We start from the raw sequence: 21096 nt of genomic DNA on the forward strand, positions 1-21096 counted from the left end.
CGCTAAACTGGCTGACCAGCACAGACAAGCCTTCCATTCACGGCGTCCACCTGTGCAGTTCACCCTGACGAGACAATTGACAGGTGTCTCGGCCCCCTCTACGTTCCGTATCGGTTAACCGGTCAAGGCGGCTTGCAGCGGGACAACGTTGTCAGGTTCATGCCTATATCCATCGCAGAAGGAGACTCATGCGGCAGTCGAGAAGCACGCTGATCACGACCGCGGGGCTGGCGTTCGCCGCCGTCCTCGGACTGCTCCTGTCCCTCGCCGGTCCTTCCACCGGCAGGGCGCAGGCCGCGGCCGGCGGAATCCACGTCAGCGACGGACGCGTCGTCGAGGGCAACGGCAACGCGTTCGTCATGCGCGGGGTCAACCACGCGTACACCTGGTACCCCGACCGCACCAGCTCCATCGCCGACATCGCGGCCAAGGGCGCCAACACCGTCCGCGTCGTACTCGGCAGCGGCGGCCGCTGGACGAAGACGAGCGCGACCCAGGTCTCCGCGCTCATCGGCCAGTGCAAGGCCAACAAGGTCATCTGCGTCCTGGAGGTGCACGACACCACCGGGTACGGCGAGGACGGCGCCGCGACCAGCCTGGACCAGGCGGCCGACTACTGGATCAGCGTGAAGAGCGCGCTGGCGGGCCAGGAGGACTACGTCGTCGTCAACATCGGCAACGAGCCCTTCGGCAACACGAACTACGCCGCGTGGACCGACGCGACCAAGTCGGCCATCGCCAGGATCCGGGGTGCCGGCATCGACCACGCCCTGATGGTCGACGCGCCCAACTGGGGTCAGGACTGGTCCGGCACGATGCGCTCCAACGCCGCCTCGGTCTTCGCCTCCGACCCCGACCGCAACACCGTCTTCTCCATCCACATGTACGGGGTCTACGACACCGCCGCCGAGGTGCGGGACTACCTCGACGCCTTCGTCGGCAACAAACTGCCCATCGTCGTGGGCGAGTTCGGCAACCAGCACAGCGACGGCAACCCCGACGAGGACGCCATCATGGCGACCGCCCAGTCCCTCGGCGTCGGCTACATCGGCTGGTCCTGGAGCGGCAACGGCGGCGGTGTCGAGTACCTCGACATGGTCAACGGCTTCGACCCGAACGCGCTGACCAGCTGGGGCGACCGCTTCTTCAACGGCAGCAACGGCATCGCGGCCACGTCCAAGAGGGCGACGGTCTACGGCGGCGGCGACGGTGGCAGCACTGGGGGTACGGCGCCCAACGGGTACCCGTACTGCGTGAACGGCAGCGCCTCGGACCCCGACGGTGACGGGTGGGGCTGGGAGAACAGCCGGTCCTGTGTCGTCCGGGGCAGCGCGGCGGACGGCTGACCGGGGAGCACGACGGAACGCTCCGCCCGGGAGGACCTCCGAGGCGGAGCGTTCCGTCGTGCGGTGGCACCACCCCGTCTCGTCAGGCGGGAAGTGCGGTGATGCCGAGGGAGAAGTCCAGGTTCCCCACCCCGTGGTTGGCGAGGCCCACCGTGACCACGCCCACTCCTTCCAGCCAGTGCGCCATCTTCAGGCCGCCGACGTCCAGCGGGCGCAGCCCGAGGCTCTCGACGAACGCCGCCACGGTTGCCTTGGCCGGAACGTCGTCGCCGGCGATGAACACGTCGGGCCGGCCCTTCTCCAGGACGTGGCGGAAGACGGTGTTGAACGCCTTCACCACGCTGGTGCCCGCCGGGGCCGCCCTGGCGACTTCCTGCGCGATCGAGGTCTCCTCGTGGTGGGCCAGTCCGTCGAAGGTGGAGTTGAAGGGGTTGCTGATGTCGACGACGATCTTGCCCGCGAGGGCGTCTCCGTACTGGGTGACGGCCGGCACGACGCCGTTGTGCAGCAGGGCCAGGACGACGATGTCCCCGGCCGGGGCGGTGCCCCACTCTCCGGTCGTGGCGCCGCCGCCGAGACTCCTGGCCAGGGCGGCGGCCTTGGCCCGGTCGCGGCCCATGACCTCGACGGTGTTGCCGCCCGCTGTCGCCCGCGCGCCGAGGGTACGGGCCATGTTCCCGGTGCCGATGATGCTGATGCTGCTCATGAGATGTCCTGCCCTGGTCGTGTGTTGTCCGGTTCAGACGGCGGTGGTGCCGCCGTCGGCGACGAGTTCCATGCCGTTGACGTAGCTGGAGTCGTCGGAGGCGAGGAAGAGGGCGGCGGTGGCGATTTCGTCGGGGTGGCCCATCCGGCCGCGGGGGATGAGGGACTCGAACTGGCGCTTGGTGGCCTCGTCGAAGAGTTCCGCCTGCTTGGCGGTGGCGACCTGGCCGGGGGTGAGGACGTTGACGCGGATGCGGCGGTCCTTGAGTTCGTTGAGCCAGACGCGGGCCCAGGCCTGCTGGACGGCCTTGCTGCCGGCGTAGACGCTCCAGCCGGGGAAGGCGCCGAGAGAGGCGTTGGAGCCGGTCATGAGGATGGAGCCGCCGTCGTTGAACAGCGGGAGCGCCTTCTGGACGGTGAACAGGGTGCCGCGGGCATTGAGTCCGAACCAGGTGTCGAACTGTGCCTCGGTGATCTCGCCGAGCGGGGCGGGTTCGCCGCCGCCCGCACTGGCCCACAGTACGTCGAGGCTGCCCTTCTCCCGCTTGACGGTGTCGTAGAGGCGGTCGAGGTCGTCCAGGTCGGCGGCGTCGCCCTGGACGCCGGTGACGTTGCGGCCGATCTGCTTCACGGCCTCGTCCAGGGCGTCCTGGCGGCGGCCCGTGATGAAGACGTGCGCTCCCTCTTCGACGAACAGCTTCGCGCCTGCCAGCGCCATGCCGGTGGTGCCGCCGGTGATGACCGCGACCTTGCCGTCGAGCTTTCCCATGGTCGTTCCCTTGGGTCGGTGGTGCCGAGTGTGGCCGGGGCGGCAGCGTTAAGTACACCGACCCGTGTCCTTAACGTACGGGGCGGGTGGCCGGGGCGCAAGTTATGTACACCGGTCGTTACCGGATTCGGGTACGATGACTCCCATGACGGAGTTGGAGAAGGGCCCCACGGGCCGCCGCCGCGGCCGGGGCGCTCGCGAGCGCATCCTCGGCGCGTCCCAGCGGCTGTTCCGCGAGCAGGGCATCAACCGCACGGGCATGGATCAGCTCTGCGCGGCGGCAGAGGTGTCCAAGCGCACGGCCTACCAGCACTTCGCCGGCAAGGACGAGCTCGTCGCCGAGTACCTGCGCCGGTTCGACCCCACCGTTCTGTCCGGCGTGTTCGACCGCACCGACCTCACACCCCGCGAACGGCTCCTCGCCGCCTTCGACGTCCCCCCCACCACCCCGCTGTGCCCCTACATCGGCGCCGCGGTCGAACTGCACGACCCCGAGCATCCCGCATCCCGGTACGCACGCGAGTACAAGAGGGCCGTCGCCGCGCGGCTCGCCGACACCGCCCGCGAAGCCGGCGCCGCCGACCCCGAACAGCTCGGCGAGCAGCTCGCGCTGCTCCTCGACGGCGCCGCGGCCCGCACCCGGGTCCTCGACGCCGACGCCTTCCCCACCGCCGCCGCCATCGCCGCGGTCCTCATCGACAACGCCGTCCCCGCCGCGGCCGGCGACGAGCGGCGACGGGGCGACGCGTCGAGCTGAGCCGGCCCCCGGCCGACGAGCCGGGGAGATCCGAAACAGTGGCGCGGGGTGCGAGGTGCTGCTGCGGCTGGACGCGTACACGCTGCGGACCGACGTCTCCGACAGCCGGGGGTGAGCGCCGTCCGACGGTCACGGGGGCTTCGGAGGCCGAGCACGGACGCGGACTGCCGCTCGTGGACGCGCCGGCGGACCGGTGGGGCGTGTTCGGCCGCGTACCCGTCGGCACAACGGTCCGCGCGGAACCGGCTCTGCCGCCGCGTGGAAAAAGATCGCTCGCGGGCGATGACTTCGCGCGGGGATGAGAGTCTCCTTCACGAACCTTCCCGCCCTACGCCGACGACAGGAGACCTTCCCGCATGACTGATCCGGAGTTGACCGCGGAACGCCGCCGCCAGGCAGGCGTCTGGCCCCTGATCCGTACGGAGCGAGCGGCGCTGGCTTCCGACCTCGCGGATCTGACCGACGAGCAGTGGGCGACGCCGTCGCTGTGCGCCGGGCTGACGGTGCGCGAGGTACTGGCGCACCTCACCGCGGGGGCGAGTCTCAACACCGTGCGCTGGCTGGCGGGGGTGATCCGCTGCCGGTTCGACTTCGACAAGCAGGTCGCCGTACGGCTGGCCGAGCAGCTGGGCACGGACCCGGCCGAGACCCTCGCGCGATTCAGGGGCGTCGTGCCGAGCACGACCAAGCCGGCCCTGCCCGTCGTCGCCGTGCTGGGCGAGACCCTGGTGCACGGCGAGGACATACGGCGTCCGCTGGGCATCCGGCACGACTACCCGGTCGACGTCGTCACACGGGTGGCCGAGTACTACCAGGGCTCGGACCTCGTGGTCGTCGCCAGGAAGCGCATCGTGGGACTGAGGCTCGTCGCGGACGACGGCCCCTTCGCGACCGGTTCCGGGCCCCTGGTGTCAGGCCCCACCGTGGCCCTGGTGATGGCCATGACCGGACGCGCGACGTACTGCGACGATCTGGAAGGGGACGGGGTGGAAACTCTCCGCGGCCGCTGCGGGACGGCGTGAGGTCCGCCGGGCCGGCCGAGGCGCCGTCGTTTCTCCACGCTCGGGCGCGTCCATATGCTCGTCCCATGCTCACCGAAGTCACCGCCACCCGCTACGTCGAGCCCCTGCGCTCCGGCGGCTCCGTGCCCGCCGTGGTCGAGGCCGACGATCTCGGCACCTACGTCCTGAAGTTCACCGGCTCCGCGCAGGGCCGCAAGGCGCTGGTAGCCGAGGTGGTCGTCGGGGAGCTGGCCCGGGAGCTGGGGCTGCGGGTGCCGGAGCTGGTGCTCGCGCACTTCGATCCGGCGATCGCCGAAGCCGAGCCGCACCAGGAGGTGCGGGACCTGCTGCACGCCAGCGCGGGGCTCAACCTCGGCATGGACTACCTGTCGGGCGGCGCCGACTTCACGCCCGAGCTGGCCGAGGTGTTCCCGGTGGACGCGCGGGAGGCGGGGCGCGTGGTGTGGCTGGACGCCCTCACGGTGAACGTCGACCGGACGGTGCACAGCTCCAACCTCATGGTCTGGCCCACCCTGGGCACCGCACCCCCGCGCCTGTGGCTGATCGACCACGGCGCGGCCCTCGTCTTCCACCACCGCTGGGGCGCCTCCCCGCCCGAGAAGGCGTACGACTTCCGCCACCACGCCCTCGGCCATTACACGCCCGACGTCCCGGCCGCCGACGCCGAGCTGGCGCCGAAGGTGACGGAGGAGCTGCTGCGCGAGGTGGTGGGCCGGGTGCCCGAGGCGTGGCTGACCTGCGAGGGCGACCTCGACACGGCGGAGAAGGTGCGCGCCGCCTACGTGGACTACCTCCACGCGCGCGTACGGGCCTCCCGGCAGTGGCTGCCCACCGGCTTCCCGAGCCGCGAGGAGCTGGCCGCCGAGAACGCCGCCCGCGCGGCGCGCACGCAGCGGGGCCGCCCCGACTGGCTCAAGCGGGTCCCGGACCTGCACGGCAAGCCGCCCGCCGAGCAGGACTGGTCCGTGCACCTGGGCTGACCCACGCCCGCGCCCCCGGTGCCGTGCTTCGGCTCCGGGGGCGCGGACTCGTCGAGCGGGTGCGGCGTCAGCCCTTCAACTGCTCGTACGCCGGCAGCGTCAGGAAGTCGGCGTAGTCCTCGTCGAGCGACACCGTGAGCAGCAGGTCGTGCGCCTGCTGCCAGTTGCCGGCCGCGAAGGCCTCGTCGCCGATCTCGGCGCGGATGCTGGCCAGCTCCTCGGCGGCGACCTTGCGGGCCAGGTCGGCGGTGACCTGCTCGCCGTTGTCGAGGACGACCTCCGCGTTGATCCACTGCCAGATCTGCGAGCGGGAGATCTCGGCGGTGGCCGCGTCCTCCATCAGGTTGAAGATGGCGACGGCGCCCAGGCCCCGCAGCCACGCCTCGATGTAACGGATGCCGACCTGCACGGCGTTGACGAGGCCGGCGTACGTCGGCTTGGCGTCCAGGGAGTCGATCGCGATCAGGTCGGCCGCCTTGACGTCGACGTCCTCGCGCAGGCGGTCCTTCTGGTTGGGCCTGTCGCCGAGGACCTTGTCGAAGGACTCCATGGCGATCGGGACCAGGTCCGGGTGGGCGACCCAGGAGCCGTCGAAGCCGTCGCCGGCCTCGCGGTCCTTGTCGGCCCGGACCTTCTCGAAGGCGACCTTGTTGACCTCGGCGTCCCGGCGCGAGGGGATGAAGGCCGCCATGCCGCCGATCGCGTGCGCGCCCCGCTTGTGGCAGGTGCGCACGAGGAGTTCGGTGTACGCCCGCATGAACGGGGCGGTCATCGTCACCGCGTTGCGGTCGGGCAGGACGAACTTGGCGCCGCCGTCACGGAAGTTCTTGACGATGGAGAACAGGTAGTCCCAGCGCCCGGCGTTCAGCCCGGAGGCGTGGTCGCGCAGCTCGTAGAGGATCTCCTCCATCTCGTACGCGGCGGTGATCGTCTCGATCAGGACGGTGGCGCGCACCGTGCCCTGCGGGATGCCGACGTAGTCCTGCGCGAAGACGAACACCTCGTTCCAGAGGCGGGCCTCCAGGTGGGACTCTGTCTTCGGGAGGTAGAAGTACGGGCCCTTGCCGAGGTCGACGAGGCGCTGCGCGTTGTGGAAGAAGTACAGGCCGAAGTCGACCAGGGCGCCGGGGACCGGACGGCCGTCCACCTGGAGGTGGCGCTCGTCGAGGTGCCAGCCGCGCGGGCGCATGACGACCGTCGCCAGTTCGCCGTCCGGACGCAGGGCGTAGGACTTGCCCGTGCGCTCGTCCGTGAAGTCGATGGTGCGGGTGTAGGCCGAGGTCAGGTTGAGCTGGCCGAGGACCACGTTCTCCCAGGTCGGCGCGGAGGCGTCCTCGAAGTCCGCGAGCCACACCTTCGCGCCCGAGTTGAGCGCGTTGATGGTCATCTTGCGGTCGGTGGGCCCGGTGATCTCGACGCGGCGGTCGTTCAGCGCGGCCGGAGCGGGAGCCACCTTCCAGGAGTCGTCCGCGCGGATCGCGGCGGTCTCGGGGAGGAAGTCGAGCGTGGAGGTGCGGGCGATCTCGGCGCGGCGCTCCGCACGGCGGGCGAGGAGCTCGTCACGCCGGGGCGTGAACCGCCGGTGCAGCTCGGCCACGAAGGCGAGCGCCGCATCGGTGAGGACCTCCTCCTGCCGGGGCAGGGGCTCGGCGTCGACGATGGCCAGCGTGGACGGCGCTGGTGCGGACATGAGCTGTCACTTCCTTCAGCGGTGGCACCGGGTGCCAGAGGGTGCGTAGGGGGCATTACGCACTCGCCGTGCAGCGGAGTGCTTCTGGTCAGTGGATAGTAGTTTCCTCATCGTGGAACTTCAATGGTTTGTTGATGTCGAGATTCTCCGGGTCGAGGGAAGGTGGCGCTCGGTGCCACCTCCCTCACTCAAGGTGGACCAGGTCCGCCGGGGTGTCGATGTCGTACGGCCGCGCCACGTCCCCGCACTCGACGAGCGCGATCTGCGTCTCGTGTTCCCTCAGATAGGCGCGGGCACCCCGGTCGCCGGTGGCGGTCGCCGTGATCCCCGCCCAATGCGCGGCGCCGAGCAGCACGGGATGCCCGCGCACGCCCGCGTACGCCGCCGAGGCCAGTGACGTCTCGTCCCGGTATCCGGCGCGCACCCGGGCCACCGCCTCCGCGCCGATGCCGGGCTGGTCCACCAGGCAGACCAGCGCGGCCCGGGCCCCGGTCCCCGCCAGTGAGCCGAGCCCGGCCCGCAGCGACGACCCCATGCCCTGCTCCCAGTCGGGGTTGTCCACGAGAACGCAGCCGTCGAGTGCCGCTCGCGCGCGTACGTCGTCGGCGCGCGCCCCCAGGACGACGTGTACGCGGGTGCAGCCGGCCGCGCGCAATGTGTCGACCGCGTGTTCGACGAGTGGGTGTCCGTGATTTTCGAGCAGCGCCTTGGGGCGGCCGCCGAGCCGTCGGCCGCCCCCGGCGGCCAGCAGCAGCCCCGCCACCCGGCCGCCCACCTGGTCTTCTGCCGGTCCCTCGTGGTCTCTCATGCCCCCTGCATACCTGACCGCCCGCCAAACACTTGGGCGTGCGCGGGGTTTCCGGACACTTTCCGAAGACTGAATTTCGGTCTGTGCGGTGGCGCGCGTGGCGCGGGGTGGCGTTTACTGGCCCGCGCACAACGGGGTGCGAGGGGGAGGGGCTGTGTTGCGGAGCTTGGGGCAAAGGCACGTGACCGTCGGCGACGAGGACGTCAGGGTGGTGGCACTGCGGACCGCCGTGTCCCGGCTGCGCCGTCAACTCGCCCTGCTGCCCGCCGACTTCCCGGACCGCGCGATCGCGGAGGACGAGCTGGCCGATCTCGCCGCCATGGCGGGCCACGGCGTGCCCGAGGCGCCACGGCTGCGCCGCTCCCTGCTGCTGATAGCCGGCGCGATCGGCTCCGTCAGCGCCCTGGGGCCGGGGCTGACGGAGGTCCGGCACGCGGTGGAACTGTTCGGGGACCCGCCGCGCCGCTGAGTCCCCTGCCCGGCAAAATGCCTCAGGCGGCGGGGGTGCCGTTGGAGCCGTTCGAGTTCAGCAGGGACTGGGACAGCTCCGCCGCCACCTGCTGGAGCAGGGGCACGATCCGGTCGGTCGCGGCCTCGGTGACGCGGCCCGCGGGGCCGGAGATCGAGATGGCCGCGGCGGTGGGGGAGTCCGGCACCGAGACGGCCAGGCAGCGGACGCCGATCTCCTGCTCGTTGTCGTCGATCGCGTAGCCCTGGCGCCGCACATCCTCCAGCGCCGCGATGAAGCCGTCCGGCGTGGTGATCGTCTTGTCGGTCGCGGCCGGCATGCCGGTACGGCTCAGCAGGGCCCGCACCTCGTCCGCCGGGAAGCTCGCCAGCAGCGCCTTGCCGACGCCCGTGGAGTGCGGCAGGACACGCCGGCCGACCTCGGTGAACATGCGCATCGAGTGCTTGGACGGCACCTGGGCGACGTACACGATCTCGTCCCCGTCGAGCAGGGCCATGTTCGCCGTCTCGCCGGTCTCCTCGACCAGGCGGGCCAGGTGCGGGCGGGCCCACGTGCCGAGCAGTCGGGAGGCGGACTCGCCGAGGCGGATCAGGCGGGGGCCGAGCGCGTAGCGCCGGTTGGGCTGCTGGCGCACGTATCCGCAGGCCACGAGGGTGCGCATCAGGCGGTGGATGGTCGGCAGCGGCAGTCCGCTGCTCGCCGAGAGCTCGCTCAGGCCGACCTCGCCCCCCGCGTCCGCCATCCGTTCGAGCAGGTCGAAGGCGCGCTCCAGGGACTGGACGCCTCCGGTGGCGGACCTGGCGGAGTCGGTGGTGCTGGCGCTGGACGTCGGCACGGCACGTTCCTTTCGGGGCTGGCGGGAGGAAAGAAGCGTACCCGGCGGCCGGTTGACTACCGGCTTGTACGTAGCTACGTTCTGCTTGCTGGAATTCTAATTCCGCTTTGTGGAAACGTCCAGGGCTGAGTCGTGGGCATGCCCGCACAAAGGGTGCCTCTTGACGGCACGGAAGCGGGAATGAAGACTCCTTCGACAGGAGACTTCAACAGAACGTTGAAAAAACTCGGCGGCAGAAAGAGGGGTTTCGGGTGTCCGGAGCTGAACTGGTGCTGCGCTCGACGCGCGTCATCACCCCCGAGGGGACACGCGCCGCGTCGATCGCGGTGACCGGCGAGAAGATCACGGCGGTCCTGCCGTACGACGCCCCCGTCCCGGACGGCGCCCGGCTGGAGGACGTCGGCGACCACGTCGTGCTGCCCGGCCTGGTCGACACCCACGTGCACGTGAACGACCCCGGCCGCACCGAGTGGGAGGGCTTCTGGACCGCCACCCGCGCCGCGGCCGCCGGCGGCATCACCACCCTCGTCGACATGCCGCTCAACTCCATCCCGCCCACCACCACGGTCGACAACCTGCGCACCAAGCGCGAGGTCGCCGCCGACAAGGCGCACATCGACGTCGGCTTCTGGGGCGGCGCCCTGCCGGACAACGTCAAGGACCTGCGTCCCCTGCACGAGGCCGGGGTCTTCGGCTTCAAGGCGTTCCTGTCGCCGTCGGGCGTGGACGAGTTCCCGCACCTCGACCAGGAGCAGCTCGCCCGGTCCCTGGCGGAGATCGCCGCCTTCGACGGCCTGCTGATCGTGCACGCCGAGGACCCGCACCACCTGGCCGCGGCCCCGCAGCAGGGCGGCCCCAAGTACACCCACTTCCTTGCCAGCCGCCCGCGCGACGCCGAGGACACCGCGATCGCGACCCTGCTCGCGCAGGCCAAGCGGTTCAACGCGCGCGTGCACGTGCTGCACCTGTCCTCCAGCGACGCCCTGCCGCTGATCGCCGAGGCCCGCGCCGACGGCGTCAAGGTGACGGTCGAGACCTGTCCGCACTACCTCACGCTCACCGCCGAGGAAGTGCCGGACGGCGCCAGCGAGTTCAAGTGCTGCCCGCCGATCCGCGAGGCCGCCAACCAGGACCTGCTCTGGCAGGCGCTGGCGGACGGCACGATCGACTGCGTGGTCACCGACCACTCCCCGTCCACCGCCGACCTCAAGACCGACGACTTCGCCACCGCCTGGGGCGGCATCGCGGGCCTCCAGCTCAGCCTGCCGGCCATGTGGACCGCAGCCCGCGGGCGGGGCCTCGGCCTGGAGGACATCGTGCGCTGGATGTCGGCGCGCACGGCCGCCCTGGTGGGGCTCGACGCGCGCAAGGGCGCCATCGCGCCGGGCCACGACGCGGACTTCGCCGTCCTCGCCCCCGACGAGGCCTTCACCGTCGACCCGGCCGCCCTCCAGCACCGCAACCGCGTCACCGCGTACGCGGGCAAGACCCTGTACGGCGTCGTGAAGTCCACCTGGCTGCGCGGCGAGCGCATCGTGGCGGACGGCGCGTTCACCGACCCGAAGGGACAGCTCCTCGACCGGGCCTGACGCCCCGGACCCCCTGAACCCAGTCCATCCCGAACGGCCCCGAAAGGAACACCTGATCACCGTGACGGCCCAGCAGAACCCCTCGTTGGCCAGCTTCACCGGAGACGCGAACCCCTACGGAGGCGGCGACCCGTACGCGGACTACCGCACCGCCGACCTTCCCTTCACCCAGTACGCCAACCTTGCCGACCGGCAGCTCGGCGCGGGTGTCGTCGCCGCCAACGACGAGTTCTTCGCCCAGCGCGAGAACCTGCTGGTGCCCGAGCCCGCCGAGTTCGACCCCGAGCACTTCGGGCACAAGGGCAAGGTCATGGACGGCTGGGAGACCCGCCGGCGCCGCGGTGCCTCGGCCGAGCACCCCTGGCCCACCGAGGACGACCACGACTGGGCGCTGATCCGCCTCGGCGCCCCCGGCGTGATCCGCGGCATCGTCGTCGACACCGCCCACTTCCGCGGCAACTACCCGCAGGCCGTCTCCGTCGAGGGCGCCTCGGTCGCGGGCTCGCCCTCCCCGGAGGAGCTGCTCGCGGACGACGTGAAGTGGACGACCCTCGTCCCGCGCACCGCGGTCGGCGGCCACGCGGCCAACGGCTTCGCCGTCTCGGCCGAGCAGCGCTTCACCCACCTGCGCCTCAAGCAGCACCCCGACGGCGGGATCGCCCGCCTGCGCGTGTACGGCGAGGTCGTCCCGGACCCCGCCTGGCTCACCGCCCTCGGCACCTTCGACGTGGTCGCCCTGGAGAACGGCGGCCAGGTCGAGGACGCCTCCAACCTCTTCTACTCGCCGGCCACCAACACCATCCAGCCGGGCCGCTCCCGCAAGATGGACGACGGCTGGGAGACCCGCCGCCGCCGCGACCGGGGCAACGACTGGATCCAGTACCGCCTGGTGGACCGCGCCCGGATCCGCGCGATCGAGATCGACACGGCGTACCTGAAGGGCAACTCGGCCGGCTGGGCGTCCGTCTCCGTCAAGGACGGCGAGGCGGGCGAGTGGCGCGAGGTGCTCCCGCGCACCCGGATGCAGCCCGACACCAACCACCGCTTCGTCCTGCCGGAGGCGGCCGTCGGCACCCACGCGCGCGTGGACATCTTCCCCGACGGCGGCATCTCCCGGCTGCGCCTGTTCGGCTCCCTGACCGAGGACGGCGCCGCCCACCTCGCCGCCCGCCACCAGGAACTGGGCGGCTGACCCCGCCGCCCGGCCCGGACCCGCGGGGCGCACCGGCCCGACAGCACCGGTGCGCCCCGCGCGCATGCCCGGGCGGGGTTACGCGGCGTGGCCGCCGTCCACCGCGAACTCCGCGCCGGTGACATAGGTGGCACCGGCCAGGTACGCCACCGCCGACGCCACCTCGTCCGCGGTGCCGAAGCGGCCCAGCGCCGTCATGGCCGCCTGCGCGTCCGCGTAGGGGCCGTCCGCCGGGTTCATGCCGGTGTCGATCGGCCCCGGGTGCACGATGTTCGCCGTGATCCCGCGCGGCCCCAGCTCCCGGGCCAGCGCCTTGGTCAGCCCGATCAGCGCCGACTTGCTCATGGCGTAGAGCGTCCCGCCCGGCCCCGGCACCCGCTGGGTCATGCAGGTGCCGACGGTGATGATCCGCCCGCCCCCGGTCATGCGGGCCGCGGCCGCCTGCGAGGCCAGGAAGACGCCGCGGACGTTCACCGCCAGCAGCCGGTCGACGTCGGCGAGGGAGAGGCTCTCCAGCGGGCCGAGCAGGCCGAGGCCCACGTTGTTGACCAGCACGTCCAGGCCGCCGCCGAGCGCCGTGGCGGCCCGCTCGACCGCCCCCGCCGCCTCGTCCGCGTCGGCGGAGTCGGCCCGCAGGGCCACCGCCCGGCGTCCCAGGGCGCGGGCGGCCCGTACGACGTCCTCGGCCGCGTCCTTGCCGTTCACATAGGTGAGGGCCACGTCCGCGCCCTCCTGTGCCAGTCGCAGGACACTCGCCGCGCCGATGCCCCGGCTGCCGCCGGTCACGAGGGCGGTGCGGCCGGTCAGGGGGGTGGCGGCGGTGGCCAGTGGGTTGGTGTGCGTGTTCGTGTTCATGGGTCCATCCCAGCCGGGCCGCCGTGCCCGCGCTGGCGGTGAACGGACGTCGACCTGAGCCGCGCGCCGCGCGCGTCGAACAGTGGTGTGAACACGCGGAAAACACATGGGACGTCCCGGGAAACTCCACGGTCTTGTCATTGACATGCCACTGTCTACGCGCGTCATCATGAGCGCATGCGATTCCCCCCACGCGCCGCTCGGCTCGGCGCAGCAGCCGCAGTCCTGTCCGCCCTCCTCGTGGGCGGCACCGTCTCCGCGACCACGGCCGGCGCCGCCCCCGCGGCGGTCGGCGAGATCTGCTACAGCGACCTGCCCTCCCAGGCGCACGACACACTCGACCTGATCGAGCAGGGCGGTCCCTATCCGTTCGAGCAGGACGGGACCGTCTTCCAGAACCGGGAGGGCATCCTGCCCAGCCGGACCACCGGGTACTACCACGAGTACACCGTGATCACGCCGGGCTCCGACACACGCGGCGCCCGCCGGATCGTCACCGGTGAGGAGAACCAGGAGGACTACTACACGGCCGACCACTACGCGTCGTTCGACCTCGTCGACTACGGCTGCTGAGGCCCCGCCCGCCGAGTCCGGACCCCCCACTCACCCGGACTTGCGGCTCTCGGCGGCGGCGAACAGCGCGCCGCCGAGAGCGAGCAGGGCCACGCTCGCGTAGACCTCGTAGCCGTCGAGGAAACCGATCCGCTGCACCAGCCCCGTGTTCCAGTCGGTGAACTCGTGCACCAGGCCCATCGCGCCCTGGAGCACGGCGAGCAGGCCCAGGAACTCCAGCAATTTCTTCATGATCCCGACTCTCGCCCCGCGGTCCCCCCACACACATCGGCCGCGGGGCGAGTCCTGCCCGACGGGAGGCTTCCGCGCGCACGTACCGCGCGACCAAAGTCGCCGCCCGCGCGACTTTGGTCGACGGTCCCGCCCGACCGGCCGTTCCGGCCGCCACCCCTGCGTAGATTTGTCGACTGTGAACAGTGATGAGCGGGACACGGTGCCCTGGGCCTTCGCGAAACGGCGCTGGGTCCTGCCGGCGGCGCTGGTCGAGGACCTGTACCCGCAGCCCCGGCGGCCCGGCGGCCGGCCCCGGCGCACCGCACGCGACTGGGCCGTCGACTTCGCCTGCTTCCTGCTGGCGGTCACCATCGGCCTGCTGGCCGCGGACACGCTGGACCAGGAGCCCGGCCTCCCACCCGCCATGGCGGTCGCGGACCAGCTGATCGGCGCCCTGGCCTGTGCCGCCGTCTGGCTCCGTCGGCGGTGGCCGGTCGGGCTGGCCGTGGCCATGGTGCCCGTCTCCCTGGTCTCGGCCACCGCGGGCGGCGCCGTCCTCGCCGCCCTGTTCACGCTCGCCGTGCACCGGCCCTTCCGGTACGTGGCCTGGATCGGCGGCGCGAGTCTCGCCGTGGTGCCCCTGTACTACTGGATGCGTCCGGAGCCCGGGCTGCCCTTCCTCGCCTCCCTCGTCATCGCCCTCCTGCTCGCGGCCACGGTGCTCGGCTGGGGCATGCTCGTCCGCGCCAAGCGCCAGCTCCTGCTCAGCCTGCGCGACCGCGCCCGGCACGCCGAGGCCGAGGCGGAGCTGCGGGCCGAACAGGCGCAGCGGCTGGCCCGGGAGGCCATCGCCCGCGAGATGCACGACGTCCTCGCCCACCGGCTGACGCTGCTCAGCGTGCACGCGGGCGCCCTGGAGTTCCGGCCCGACGCGCCCCGGGCGGAGGTCGCGCGAGCGGCGGGCGTCATCCGGGAGAGCGCGCACGAGGCCCTCCAGGACCTTCGGCAGATCATCGGCGTCCTGCGGGCCGGGGACTCCGACGACGCGGGCCGCCCCCAGCCGACGCTCGCGGGACTCGACGCGCTGGTCGCCGAGTCCCGGGAGGCCGGCATGAAGGTCACCCTCGCCGACCGCGTGCCCGACCCCGGAGCGGTCCCCGCCGCCGTCGGCCGGACCGCGTACCGCATCGCCCAGGAGGCGCTGACCAACGCGCGCAAGCACGCCCCCGGCACCGAGGTCACCGTCTCGGTCACCGGAGCACCGGGTGACGGACTCGCCCTGTCGGTGCGCAACGCCCCGCCCCGCGGCGAGGTGCCCCACGTGCCCGGCTCCGGGCAGGGCCTGATCGGGCTGACCGAGCGGGCCACGCTCGCGGGCGGCACCCTGGAGCACGGTCCGACACCCGGCGGCGGCTTCGAGGTACGGGCGAGGCTGCCGTGGGGCTGAACTTCCGCCGGATGGCCGGCGACGACCGTGATTACGTATGACGCATGACTGCGATCAGACTGCTCCTCGTCGACGACGACCCGCTGGTGCGGGCCGGGCTGTCCCTCATGCTGGGCGGCGCCGAGGACGTGGAGATCGTCGGCGAGGCCGCCGACGGTGACGAGGTGGGGGCGCTCGTCGACCGCACCCGCCCCGACGTCGTCCTCATGGACATCCGGATGCCGGGGACGGACGGCCTCACGGCGACCGAGCGGCTGCGCGCCCGCGCGGACGCGCCCCAGGTCGTCGTGCTCACCACCTTCCACGCCGACGAACAGGTGCTGCGCGCCCTGCGCGCCGGTGCCGCCGGGTTCGTCCTCAAGGACACGCCGCCCGCGGAGATCCTCGACGCGGTGCGCAGGGTCGCGGCCGGAGACCCCGTCCTGTCGCCCGCCGTCACCCGGCGGCTGATGGAGCAGGCGGCCGGCACCGCCCCCGACGCGCGCCAGGCCCGCCACACGCGGGCGCGTGCCCGCGTGGAGGCCCTCAACGACCGCGAACGCGAGGTCGCCGTCGCGGTCGGCCGGGGCATGGCCAACGCCGACATCGCGGCCCACCTCTTCATGAGCGTCGCCACGGTCAAGGCCCACGTCTCCCGCGTCCTGGCCAAGCTCGGTCTGGACAACCGGGTCCAGATCGCCCTGCTGGCGTACGACGCGGGGCTCCTGGACGACTACCAGGACGACGCGCCCTGAGGGACGACCACCAGGACGACACGCCCCGAGAGACGACCACCAGGACGACACGCCCCGAGAGACGACCACCAGGACGACACGCCCCGAGAGACGACCACCAGGACGACGCGCCCCGAGGAGTGAGCGCCCCGGGACCCGCTAAGGGGCGAGCGCCTCGGGGACCTCCGCGAGCCGTACGGGTCTGCGCTCGCGCCGGGAGATGTCGCAGGCCTCCGCGATCCGCAGGGCCTGCAGCGCCTCGCGCCCGTCGCAGGGGTTGGCCCGCTCGCCCCGCACCACCTGCACGAAGGTGGTCAGCTCTGCCTCGTAGGCGGGCCCGAAGCGCTCCACGAAGCCCGTCCACGGCTTGTCCGCGGCCGGTGGCCCGGTCGGCTCGGTGGAGGCGATCGGCGTACGGTCGTCCAGGCCCACGACGATCTGGTCCAGCTCCCCGGCCAGCTCCATGCGGACGTCGTAGCCCGCCCCGTTCAGCCGCGTCGCCGTCGCGGTCGCCAGCGTGCCGTCGTCCAGCGTGAGCAGCGCCGCGCCGGTGTCCACGTCGTCCGCCGCGCGGAACATCGGCGGACCGGCGTCGGACCCGGCCGCGTACACGTCGACGACCTCCCGGCCGGTCACCCAGCGCAGGACGTCGAAGTCGTGGATGAGCGTGTCCCGGTAGAGCCCGCCCGACTGCGGCAGGTACCCGGCCGGCGGCGGGGTCTGGTCGCTCGTCACCGCCCGGACGGTGTGCAGCCGGCCGAGCCGCCCGGACCGGACCGCCTCCCGGGCCCCGCTGTAGCCCGTGTCGAAGCGGCGCTGGAACCCCATCTGGAGGATCGTCCCGGCGGCCTCCACCTCGGCGATCGCCTGTAACGTGCCCGGCAGGTCCAGCGCGATGGGCTTCTCGCAGAACACCGGCAGCCCCGAGCGGGCCGCCCGGCCGATCAGCTCGGCGTGGGCCGGCGTCGCCGTGGTGATCACCACCGCGTCCACACCCCACTGGAAGATCTCGTCCACTCCCGGTGCCGCCGTCTCGCCCAGCCGGTGGGCGAGGTCCTGGGCCCGGGTGATGTCGGCGTCCGTGAGGATCAGGGATCCGACGTCGCGGTGGCGGCTGAGTGTGTTGGCGTGAACGGTACCGATGCGGCCCGTTCCGATGACCCCGATGCGCATGGAATCAAAGTGGGCGCACAGCCGCTGCCTGTCAATGCGTATGTCCGGACAATCGAACTACACAACTTCCCGTCATCTGCGCACGCGGCTACGCTCGGCCCGTGCCGAAACCAGAAGTGGACCCCACCGTGTCGCTGGACCTCAGCGTGGATCGCAGCAGCCCCGTGCCGCTGTACTTCCAGCTGTCGCAGCAGCTGGAGGCGGCGATCGAGCACGGCGCGCTGACGCCCGGCAGCCTGCTGGGCAACGAGATCGAGCTGGCCGCGCGGCTCGGTCTGTCCCGGCCCACCGTCCGCCAGGCCATCCAGTCGCTCGTCGACAAGGGCCTGCTCGTGCGCCGCCGCGGTGTGGGCACCCAGGTCGTGCACAGCAAGGTCCGGCGTCCGCTGGAACTCAGCAGCCTCTACGACGACCTGGAGGCCGCGGGCCAGCGCCCGGCCACGAAAGTGCTGGTCAACACCGTCGTCCCCGCGCCCGCGGAGATCGCCGCCGCGCTCGGCGTGGCCGAGGACAGCGACGTGCACCGCATCGAGCGGCTGCGGCTGACGCACGGGGAGCCGATGGCGTACCTGTGCAACTACCTGCCGCCCGGCCTCGTCGACCTGGACACCGGGCAGCTGGAGGCCACCGGCCTCTACCGGCTGATGCGCGCCGCCGGGATCACCCTGCACAGTGCCCGGCAGTCCATCGGCGCCCGCGCCGCCACCACCGGTGAGGCCGAGCGGCTCGGCGAGGACGCGGGCGCCCCGCTGCTCACGATGGAGCGCACCACCTTCGACGACACGGGACGCGCGGTCGAGTTCGGCACCCACACCTACCGGCCGTCCCGCTACTCCTTCGAGTTCCAGCTGCTCGTGCGGCCCTGAGCGGCCCTTGCGGTGGCGGCTCCCACCGGCGGCTGCCACCGAGGGCTCCCGCCGTGCGGGTTCGTCGCAATGTCCGGACAATGTGACCGTCGGCCGATCCCCGGAGGCACGCGCTCCGCTTGTGTGTCGGACAATGGGGCGTTTGGGGTTTCCAGAACCCGGCCGGGGTTGTGACAGACCCCCGCACGCACAGCACGGCACAGCGAGAAGGGCACGGCCTCGTGGCACGGTTTCGGACATGGGTGGGCATCGCGCTGGCTGGGGCACTGTCGGTGTCCCTGGCCGGGTGCAGCAGCACCGGCGGCAAGCGCGCCGAGGACGCCCGCAAGGCCGCGTCGGCCGAGGGCAGGGCGGCGGTGAACACTCCCCGCTGGACCTTCGCGATGATCACACACTCGGGCGACGGCGACACGTTCTGGGACATCGTCCAGAGCGGCGCCGAGCAGGCCGCGGTCAAGGACAACATCAACTTCCTGTACTCCCACGACGACGAGGCGCAGCAGCAGGCCCAGCTGGTGAACGCGGCCATCGACAAGAAGGTCGACGGCATCGTCGTCACGCTCGCCAAGCCCGACGCCATGAAGTCCGCCCTCGCCCGCGCGCACCAGGCGGGCATCCCGGTGATCACCGTGAACTCCGGCTCCCAGGAGTCCAAGGAGTTCGGCGCCCTCACCCACGTCGGCCAGGACGAGACGATCGCGGGCGAGGCCGTGGGCGAGGAGCTGAACGAGCGGGGCCGCAAGCAGGCGATCTGCGTGCTCCACGAGCAGGGCAACGTCGGCCACGAGCAGCGCTGCGACGGAGTGGAGAAGACCTTCGACGGCAAGGTCCAGCGGCTCTACGTCAACGGCACCAGCATGCCCGACGTGCAGTCCGCCATCGAGGCCAAGCTCCAGACCGACAAGTCCGTCGACGCCGTGGTCACCCTCGGCGCCCCCTACGCCGACACCGCCGTCAAGGCCAAGCAGGGCGCCGGCAGCAAGGCCGAGATCGACACCTTCGACCTCAACGCCAAGGTGGCCGCCGGACTGGAGGACGGCACCCTCGGCTTCGCCGTCGACCAGCAGCCCTACCTCCAGGGCTACGAGGCCGTCGACCTGCTGTGGCTGTACAAGTACAACGCCGACGTCCTGGGCGGCGGCCGGCCGGTGCTCACCGGTCCGCAGATCATCACCAAGGACGACGCCGCCGCGCTGGCCGACTACACGAAGCGGGGCACCCGATGAACGCCACGCAGGTGAAGGAGGCCGACGAACGGCTTCTGCGGACCTCCCCGCTGCGCAAACTCCTCGGCCGCCCCGAGCTGGGCTCCGTCGTCGGCGCGATCGCCGTCTTTGTCTTCTTCGCGTTCTTCGCCGACAGCTTCCTGCGCGCCTCGAGCCTCAGCACGGTCCTCTACGCCGCCTCCACGATCGGCATCATGGCCGTCCCGGTGGCGCTGCTGATGATCGGCGGCGAGTTCGACCTGTCCGCGGGCGTCATGGTCACCTCCTCGGCGCTGGTGTCGTCGATGTTCAGCTACCAGATGACCGCCAACGTCTGGGTCGGCGTCGGCGTGTCGCTGCTGGTCACCCTGGCGATCGGCGCCTTCAACGGCTTCATGCTCACCCGCACCAGGCTCCCCAGCTTCATCATCACGCTGGGGACCTTCCTCATGCTGACCGGCCTGAACCTGGGGTTCACCAAGCTCATCGACGGCACCGTCTCCACCAAGTCGATCGCCGACATGGAGGGCTTCCCCTCCGCCCGCGACGTCTTCGCCTCCACGATCACCATCGGCGGCGTCGGCTTCAAGGTGACCATCCTGTGGTGGTTCGCCCTGGTCGCCGTCGCCAGCTGGATCCTGCTGCGCACCCGCGCGGGCAACTGGATCTTCGCGGTCGGCGGCAACAAGGACGCCGCCCGCGCGGTCGGCGTCCCGGTCACCAAGACCAAGATCGGCCTCTACATGGGCGTGGGCTTCGGCGCCTGGATCTCGGGCCAGCACCTGCTCTTCTCCTACGACGTCGTCCAGTCCGGCGAGGGCGTCGGCAACGAGCTGATCTACATCATCGCGGCCGTCATCGGCGGCTGCCTCATCACCGGCGGCTACGGCAGCGCCGTCGGCTCGGCGGTCGGCGCGTTCATCTTCGGCATGACCAGCAAGGGCATCGTCTTCGCCGAGTGGAACCCCGACTGGTTCAAGTTCTTCCTCGGAGCGATGCTGCTCCTCGCGACCCTGCTCAACGCCTGGGTCCGCAAGCGCGCGGAGGCCACCAAGTGACGCAGACCGAAAGCCGTACGGCGCTCGTGGAGCTGTCCGGAGTCAGCAAGAACTACGGCACCGTACGCGCCCTCGAAGGCGTGTCCCTGGAGGTCCAGGCCGGGGAGATCACCTGCGTCCTCGGCGACAACGGCGCGGGCAAGTCCACCCTCATCAAGATCATCTCCGGGTTGCACCAGCACGACGGCGGCACGGTGCGCCTGGACGGCGAGGAGACCCGGCTGTCCTCCCCGCGCGAGGCTCTGGACCGCGGCATCGCCACCGTCTACCAGGACCTGGCCGTCGTCCCCCTCATGCCGGTCTGGCGCAACTTCTTCCTCGGCTCCGAGCCGCGCAAGGGCGTCGCCCCGTTCAAGCGCATGGACGTCGACCACATGCGCCGCACCACCCACGCGGAGCTGCTGCGCATGGGCATCGACCTCCGCGACGTCGACCAGCCCATCGGCACCCTCTCCGGCGGCGAGCGCCAGTGCGTGGCGATCGCCCGCGCGGTGTACTTCGGCGCCAAGGTCCTGGTGCTGGACGAGCCGACGGCGGCACTTGGCGTGAAGCAGTCGGGTGTGGTCCTCAAATATGTGGCGGCGGCACGCGACCAGGGCCTCGGTGTTGTGCTGATCACCCACAACCCAAACCACGCGTACCTGGTGGGGGACCGGTTCGTCCTGCTGAAGCGCGGCACGATGGTGGGCAACCACGAGCGCGAAGACATCACCCTGGACGAGCTGACGAGGCAGATGGCGGGTGGAACGGAGCTGGACGATCTACGCCACGAACTGGAACGCCGCTAGGGGCGCGGGACTGTGCTGATTTGCGGCTCCGCCGCGCGGGCGC

General features: G+C 71.7%; 22 protein-coding genes. 14 read left to right on the forward strand and 8 right to left on the reverse strand.

The features are described from left to right. The first annotated feature begins 188 nt into the window (after nt 1-188). Nucleotides 189-1346: a cellulase family glycosylhydrolase gene (locus ACZ6IM_RS10250; protein WP_052837575.1), complete on the forward strand. Its 1158-nt coding sequence runs from the start codon at nt 189-191 to the stop codon at nt 1344-1346. A gap of 82 nt (nt 1347-1428) precedes the next feature. Here the strand turns inward: ACZ6IM_RS10250 and ACZ6IM_RS10255 are convergent, their stop codons facing one another. Both ACZ6IM_RS10255 and ACZ6IM_RS10260 read right to left on the reverse strand, forming a co-directional pair. After that, nucleotides 1429-2052, reverse strand: a complete 624-nt coding sequence (locus ACZ6IM_RS10255; protein ID WP_469555744.1) for an NADPH-dependent F420 reductase — start codon at nt 2050-2052, stop codon at nt 1429-1431. A 33-nt stretch (nt 2053-2085) separates the two neighbouring features. Further along, complete coding sequence (locus ACZ6IM_RS10260; protein WP_052837577.1) at nt 2086-2820, reverse strand: SDR family NAD(P)-dependent oxidoreductase; 735 nt, start codon at nt 2818-2820, stop codon at nt 2086-2088. Nucleotides 2821-2965: 145 nt separating this feature from the next. On the opposite strand from ACZ6IM_RS10260, the gene ACZ6IM_RS10265 reads away from it, so the two are divergent. From ACZ6IM_RS10265 to ACZ6IM_RS10275, 3 genes are all read left to right on the forward strand, one after another. After that, nucleotides 2966-3577, forward strand: coding sequence for a helix-turn-helix domain-containing protein (locus tag ACZ6IM_RS10265; protein WP_052837578.1), 612 nt, complete (start codon nt 2966-2968; stop codon nt 3575-3577). Between the two features lie 356 nt (nt 3578-3933). Further along, the gene (locus ACZ6IM_RS10270; RefSeq protein ID WP_469555749.1) at nt 3934-4599 is read left to right on the forward strand and encodes a maleylpyruvate isomerase family mycothiol-dependent enzyme; all 666 of its coding nucleotides are present in this window, start codon (nt 3934-3936) and stop codon (nt 4597-4599) included. Nucleotides 4600-4664: 65 nt separating this feature from the next. After that, nucleotides 4665-5579, forward strand: coding sequence for a HipA family kinase (locus tag ACZ6IM_RS10275; protein ID WP_052837580.1), 915 nt, complete (start codon nt 4665-4667; stop codon nt 5577-5579). 67 nt (nt 5580-5646) lie between these two features. Here ACZ6IM_RS10275 and aceB read toward each other — a convergent pair whose 3' ends face one another. Together aceB and ACZ6IM_RS10285 are read right to left on the reverse strand one after the other, a co-directional pair. Continuing rightward, nucleotides 5647-7269 carry a malate synthase A gene (aceB, locus tag ACZ6IM_RS10280; protein WP_469555752.1) on the reverse strand — a complete coding sequence of 541 codons (1623 nt, stop codon included), beginning with the start codon at nt 7267-7269 and terminating at the stop codon, nt 5647-5649. Between the two features lie 184 nt (nt 7270-7453). Beyond that, nucleotides 7454-8077: a nucleotidyltransferase family protein gene (locus tag ACZ6IM_RS10285; protein WP_469555755.1), complete on the reverse strand. Its 624-nt coding sequence runs from the start codon at nt 8075-8077 to the stop codon at nt 7454-7456. A 154-nt stretch (nt 8078-8231) separates the two neighbouring features. Between ACZ6IM_RS10285 and ACZ6IM_RS10290 the strand changes: the two genes are divergently transcribed. Beyond that, nucleotides 8232-8546 (forward strand): DUF5955 family protein, encoded by a 315-nt coding sequence (locus tag ACZ6IM_RS10290; RefSeq protein ID WP_469555758.1) that lies wholly within the window; start codon nt 8232-8234, stop codon nt 8544-8546. Between the two features lie 22 nt (nt 8547-8568). On the opposite strand, the gene allR is transcribed toward ACZ6IM_RS10290, so the two are convergent. After that, entirely contained in the window at nt 8569-9381 is an 813-nt protein-coding gene (allR, locus tag ACZ6IM_RS10295; protein WP_052837584.1) for an allantoin degradation transcriptional regulator AllR, read from the reverse strand. Between the two features lie 251 nt (nt 9382-9632). Between allR and allB the strand changes: the two genes are divergently transcribed. Then, nucleotides 9633-10970, forward strand: a complete 1338-nt coding sequence (gene allB / locus ACZ6IM_RS10300; protein ID WP_052837585.1) for an allantoinase AllB — start codon at nt 9633-9635, stop codon at nt 10968-10970. 61 nt (nt 10971-11031) lie between these two features. Beyond that, nucleotides 11032-12162 (forward strand): allantoicase, encoded by a 1131-nt coding sequence (gene alc, locus ACZ6IM_RS10305; RefSeq protein ID WP_052837586.1) that lies wholly within the window; start codon nt 11032-11034, stop codon nt 12160-12162. A gap of 78 nt (nt 12163-12240) precedes the next feature. Here alc and ACZ6IM_RS10310 read toward each other — a convergent pair whose 3' ends face one another. Then, a complete protein-coding gene (locus ACZ6IM_RS10310; protein WP_052837587.1) occupies nt 12241-13017 on the reverse strand; it encodes an SDR family oxidoreductase in 777 nt (258 codons plus the stop codon). A gap of 177 nt (nt 13018-13194) precedes the next feature. Here ACZ6IM_RS10310 and ACZ6IM_RS10315 point away from each other — a divergent pair, with 177 nt between their 5' ends. Continuing rightward, the gene (locus tag ACZ6IM_RS10315; protein ID WP_052837588.1) at nt 13195-13590 is read left to right on the forward strand and encodes a guanyl-specific ribonuclease; all 396 of its coding nucleotides are present in this window, start codon (nt 13195-13197) and stop codon (nt 13588-13590) included. A gap of 30 nt (nt 13591-13620) precedes the next feature. Here ACZ6IM_RS10315 and ACZ6IM_RS10320 read toward each other — a convergent pair whose 3' ends face one another. After that, the gene (locus ACZ6IM_RS10320) at nt 13621-13821 is read right to left on the reverse strand and encodes a hypothetical protein (RefSeq protein ID WP_052837589.1); all 201 of its coding nucleotides are present in this window, start codon (nt 13819-13821) and stop codon (nt 13621-13623) included. A gap of 178 nt (nt 13822-13999) precedes the next feature. Here ACZ6IM_RS10320 and ACZ6IM_RS10325 point away from each other — a divergent pair, with 178 nt between their 5' ends. Then, nucleotides 14000-15250 (forward strand): histidine kinase, encoded by a 1251-nt coding sequence (locus ACZ6IM_RS10325; RefSeq protein WP_052837590.1) that lies wholly within the window; start codon nt 14000-14002, stop codon nt 15248-15250. Nucleotides 15251-15294: 44 nt separating this feature from the next. Then, a complete protein-coding gene (locus tag ACZ6IM_RS10330) occupies nt 15295-15984 on the forward strand; it encodes a response regulator transcription factor (protein ID WP_052837591.1) in 690 nt (229 codons plus the stop codon). A 138-nt stretch (nt 15985-16122) separates the two neighbouring features. Here the strand turns inward: ACZ6IM_RS10330 and ACZ6IM_RS10335 are convergent, their stop codons facing one another. Continuing rightward, nucleotides 16123-17136, reverse strand: coding sequence for a Gfo/Idh/MocA family protein (locus tag ACZ6IM_RS10335; protein ID WP_469555765.1), 1014 nt, complete (start codon nt 17134-17136; stop codon nt 16123-16125). Nucleotides 17137-17264: 128 nt separating this feature from the next. Between ACZ6IM_RS10335 and ACZ6IM_RS10340 the strand changes: the two genes are divergently transcribed. From ACZ6IM_RS10340 to ACZ6IM_RS10355, 4 genes are all read left to right on the forward strand, one after another. Then, entirely contained in the window at nt 17265-18002 is a 738-nt protein-coding gene (locus ACZ6IM_RS10340; protein WP_469555924.1) for a myo-inositol degradation transcriptional regulator, read from the forward strand. Between the two features lie 221 nt (nt 18003-18223). Continuing rightward, nucleotides 18224-19228, forward strand: a complete 1005-nt coding sequence (locus ACZ6IM_RS10345) for a sugar ABC transporter substrate-binding protein (RefSeq protein ID WP_469555767.1) — start codon at nt 18224-18226, stop codon at nt 19226-19228. Next, nucleotides 19225-20265 (forward strand): ABC transporter permease, encoded by a 1041-nt coding sequence (locus tag ACZ6IM_RS10350; RefSeq protein WP_052837595.1) that lies wholly within the window; start codon nt 19225-19227, stop codon nt 20263-20265. The genes ACZ6IM_RS10345 and ACZ6IM_RS10350 overlap by 4 nt, the downstream gene beginning before the upstream one ends. After that, complete coding sequence (locus tag ACZ6IM_RS10355; protein ID WP_469555769.1) at nt 20262-21053, forward strand: ATP-binding cassette domain-containing protein; 792 nt, start codon at nt 20262-20264, stop codon at nt 21051-21053. The genes ACZ6IM_RS10350 and ACZ6IM_RS10355 overlap by 4 nt, the downstream gene beginning before the upstream one ends. The last annotated feature ends 43 nt before the right edge of the window (nt 21054-21096 follow it).

The sequence above is a fragment of the Streptomyces sp. NPDC042336 genome, assembly GCF_055581985.1.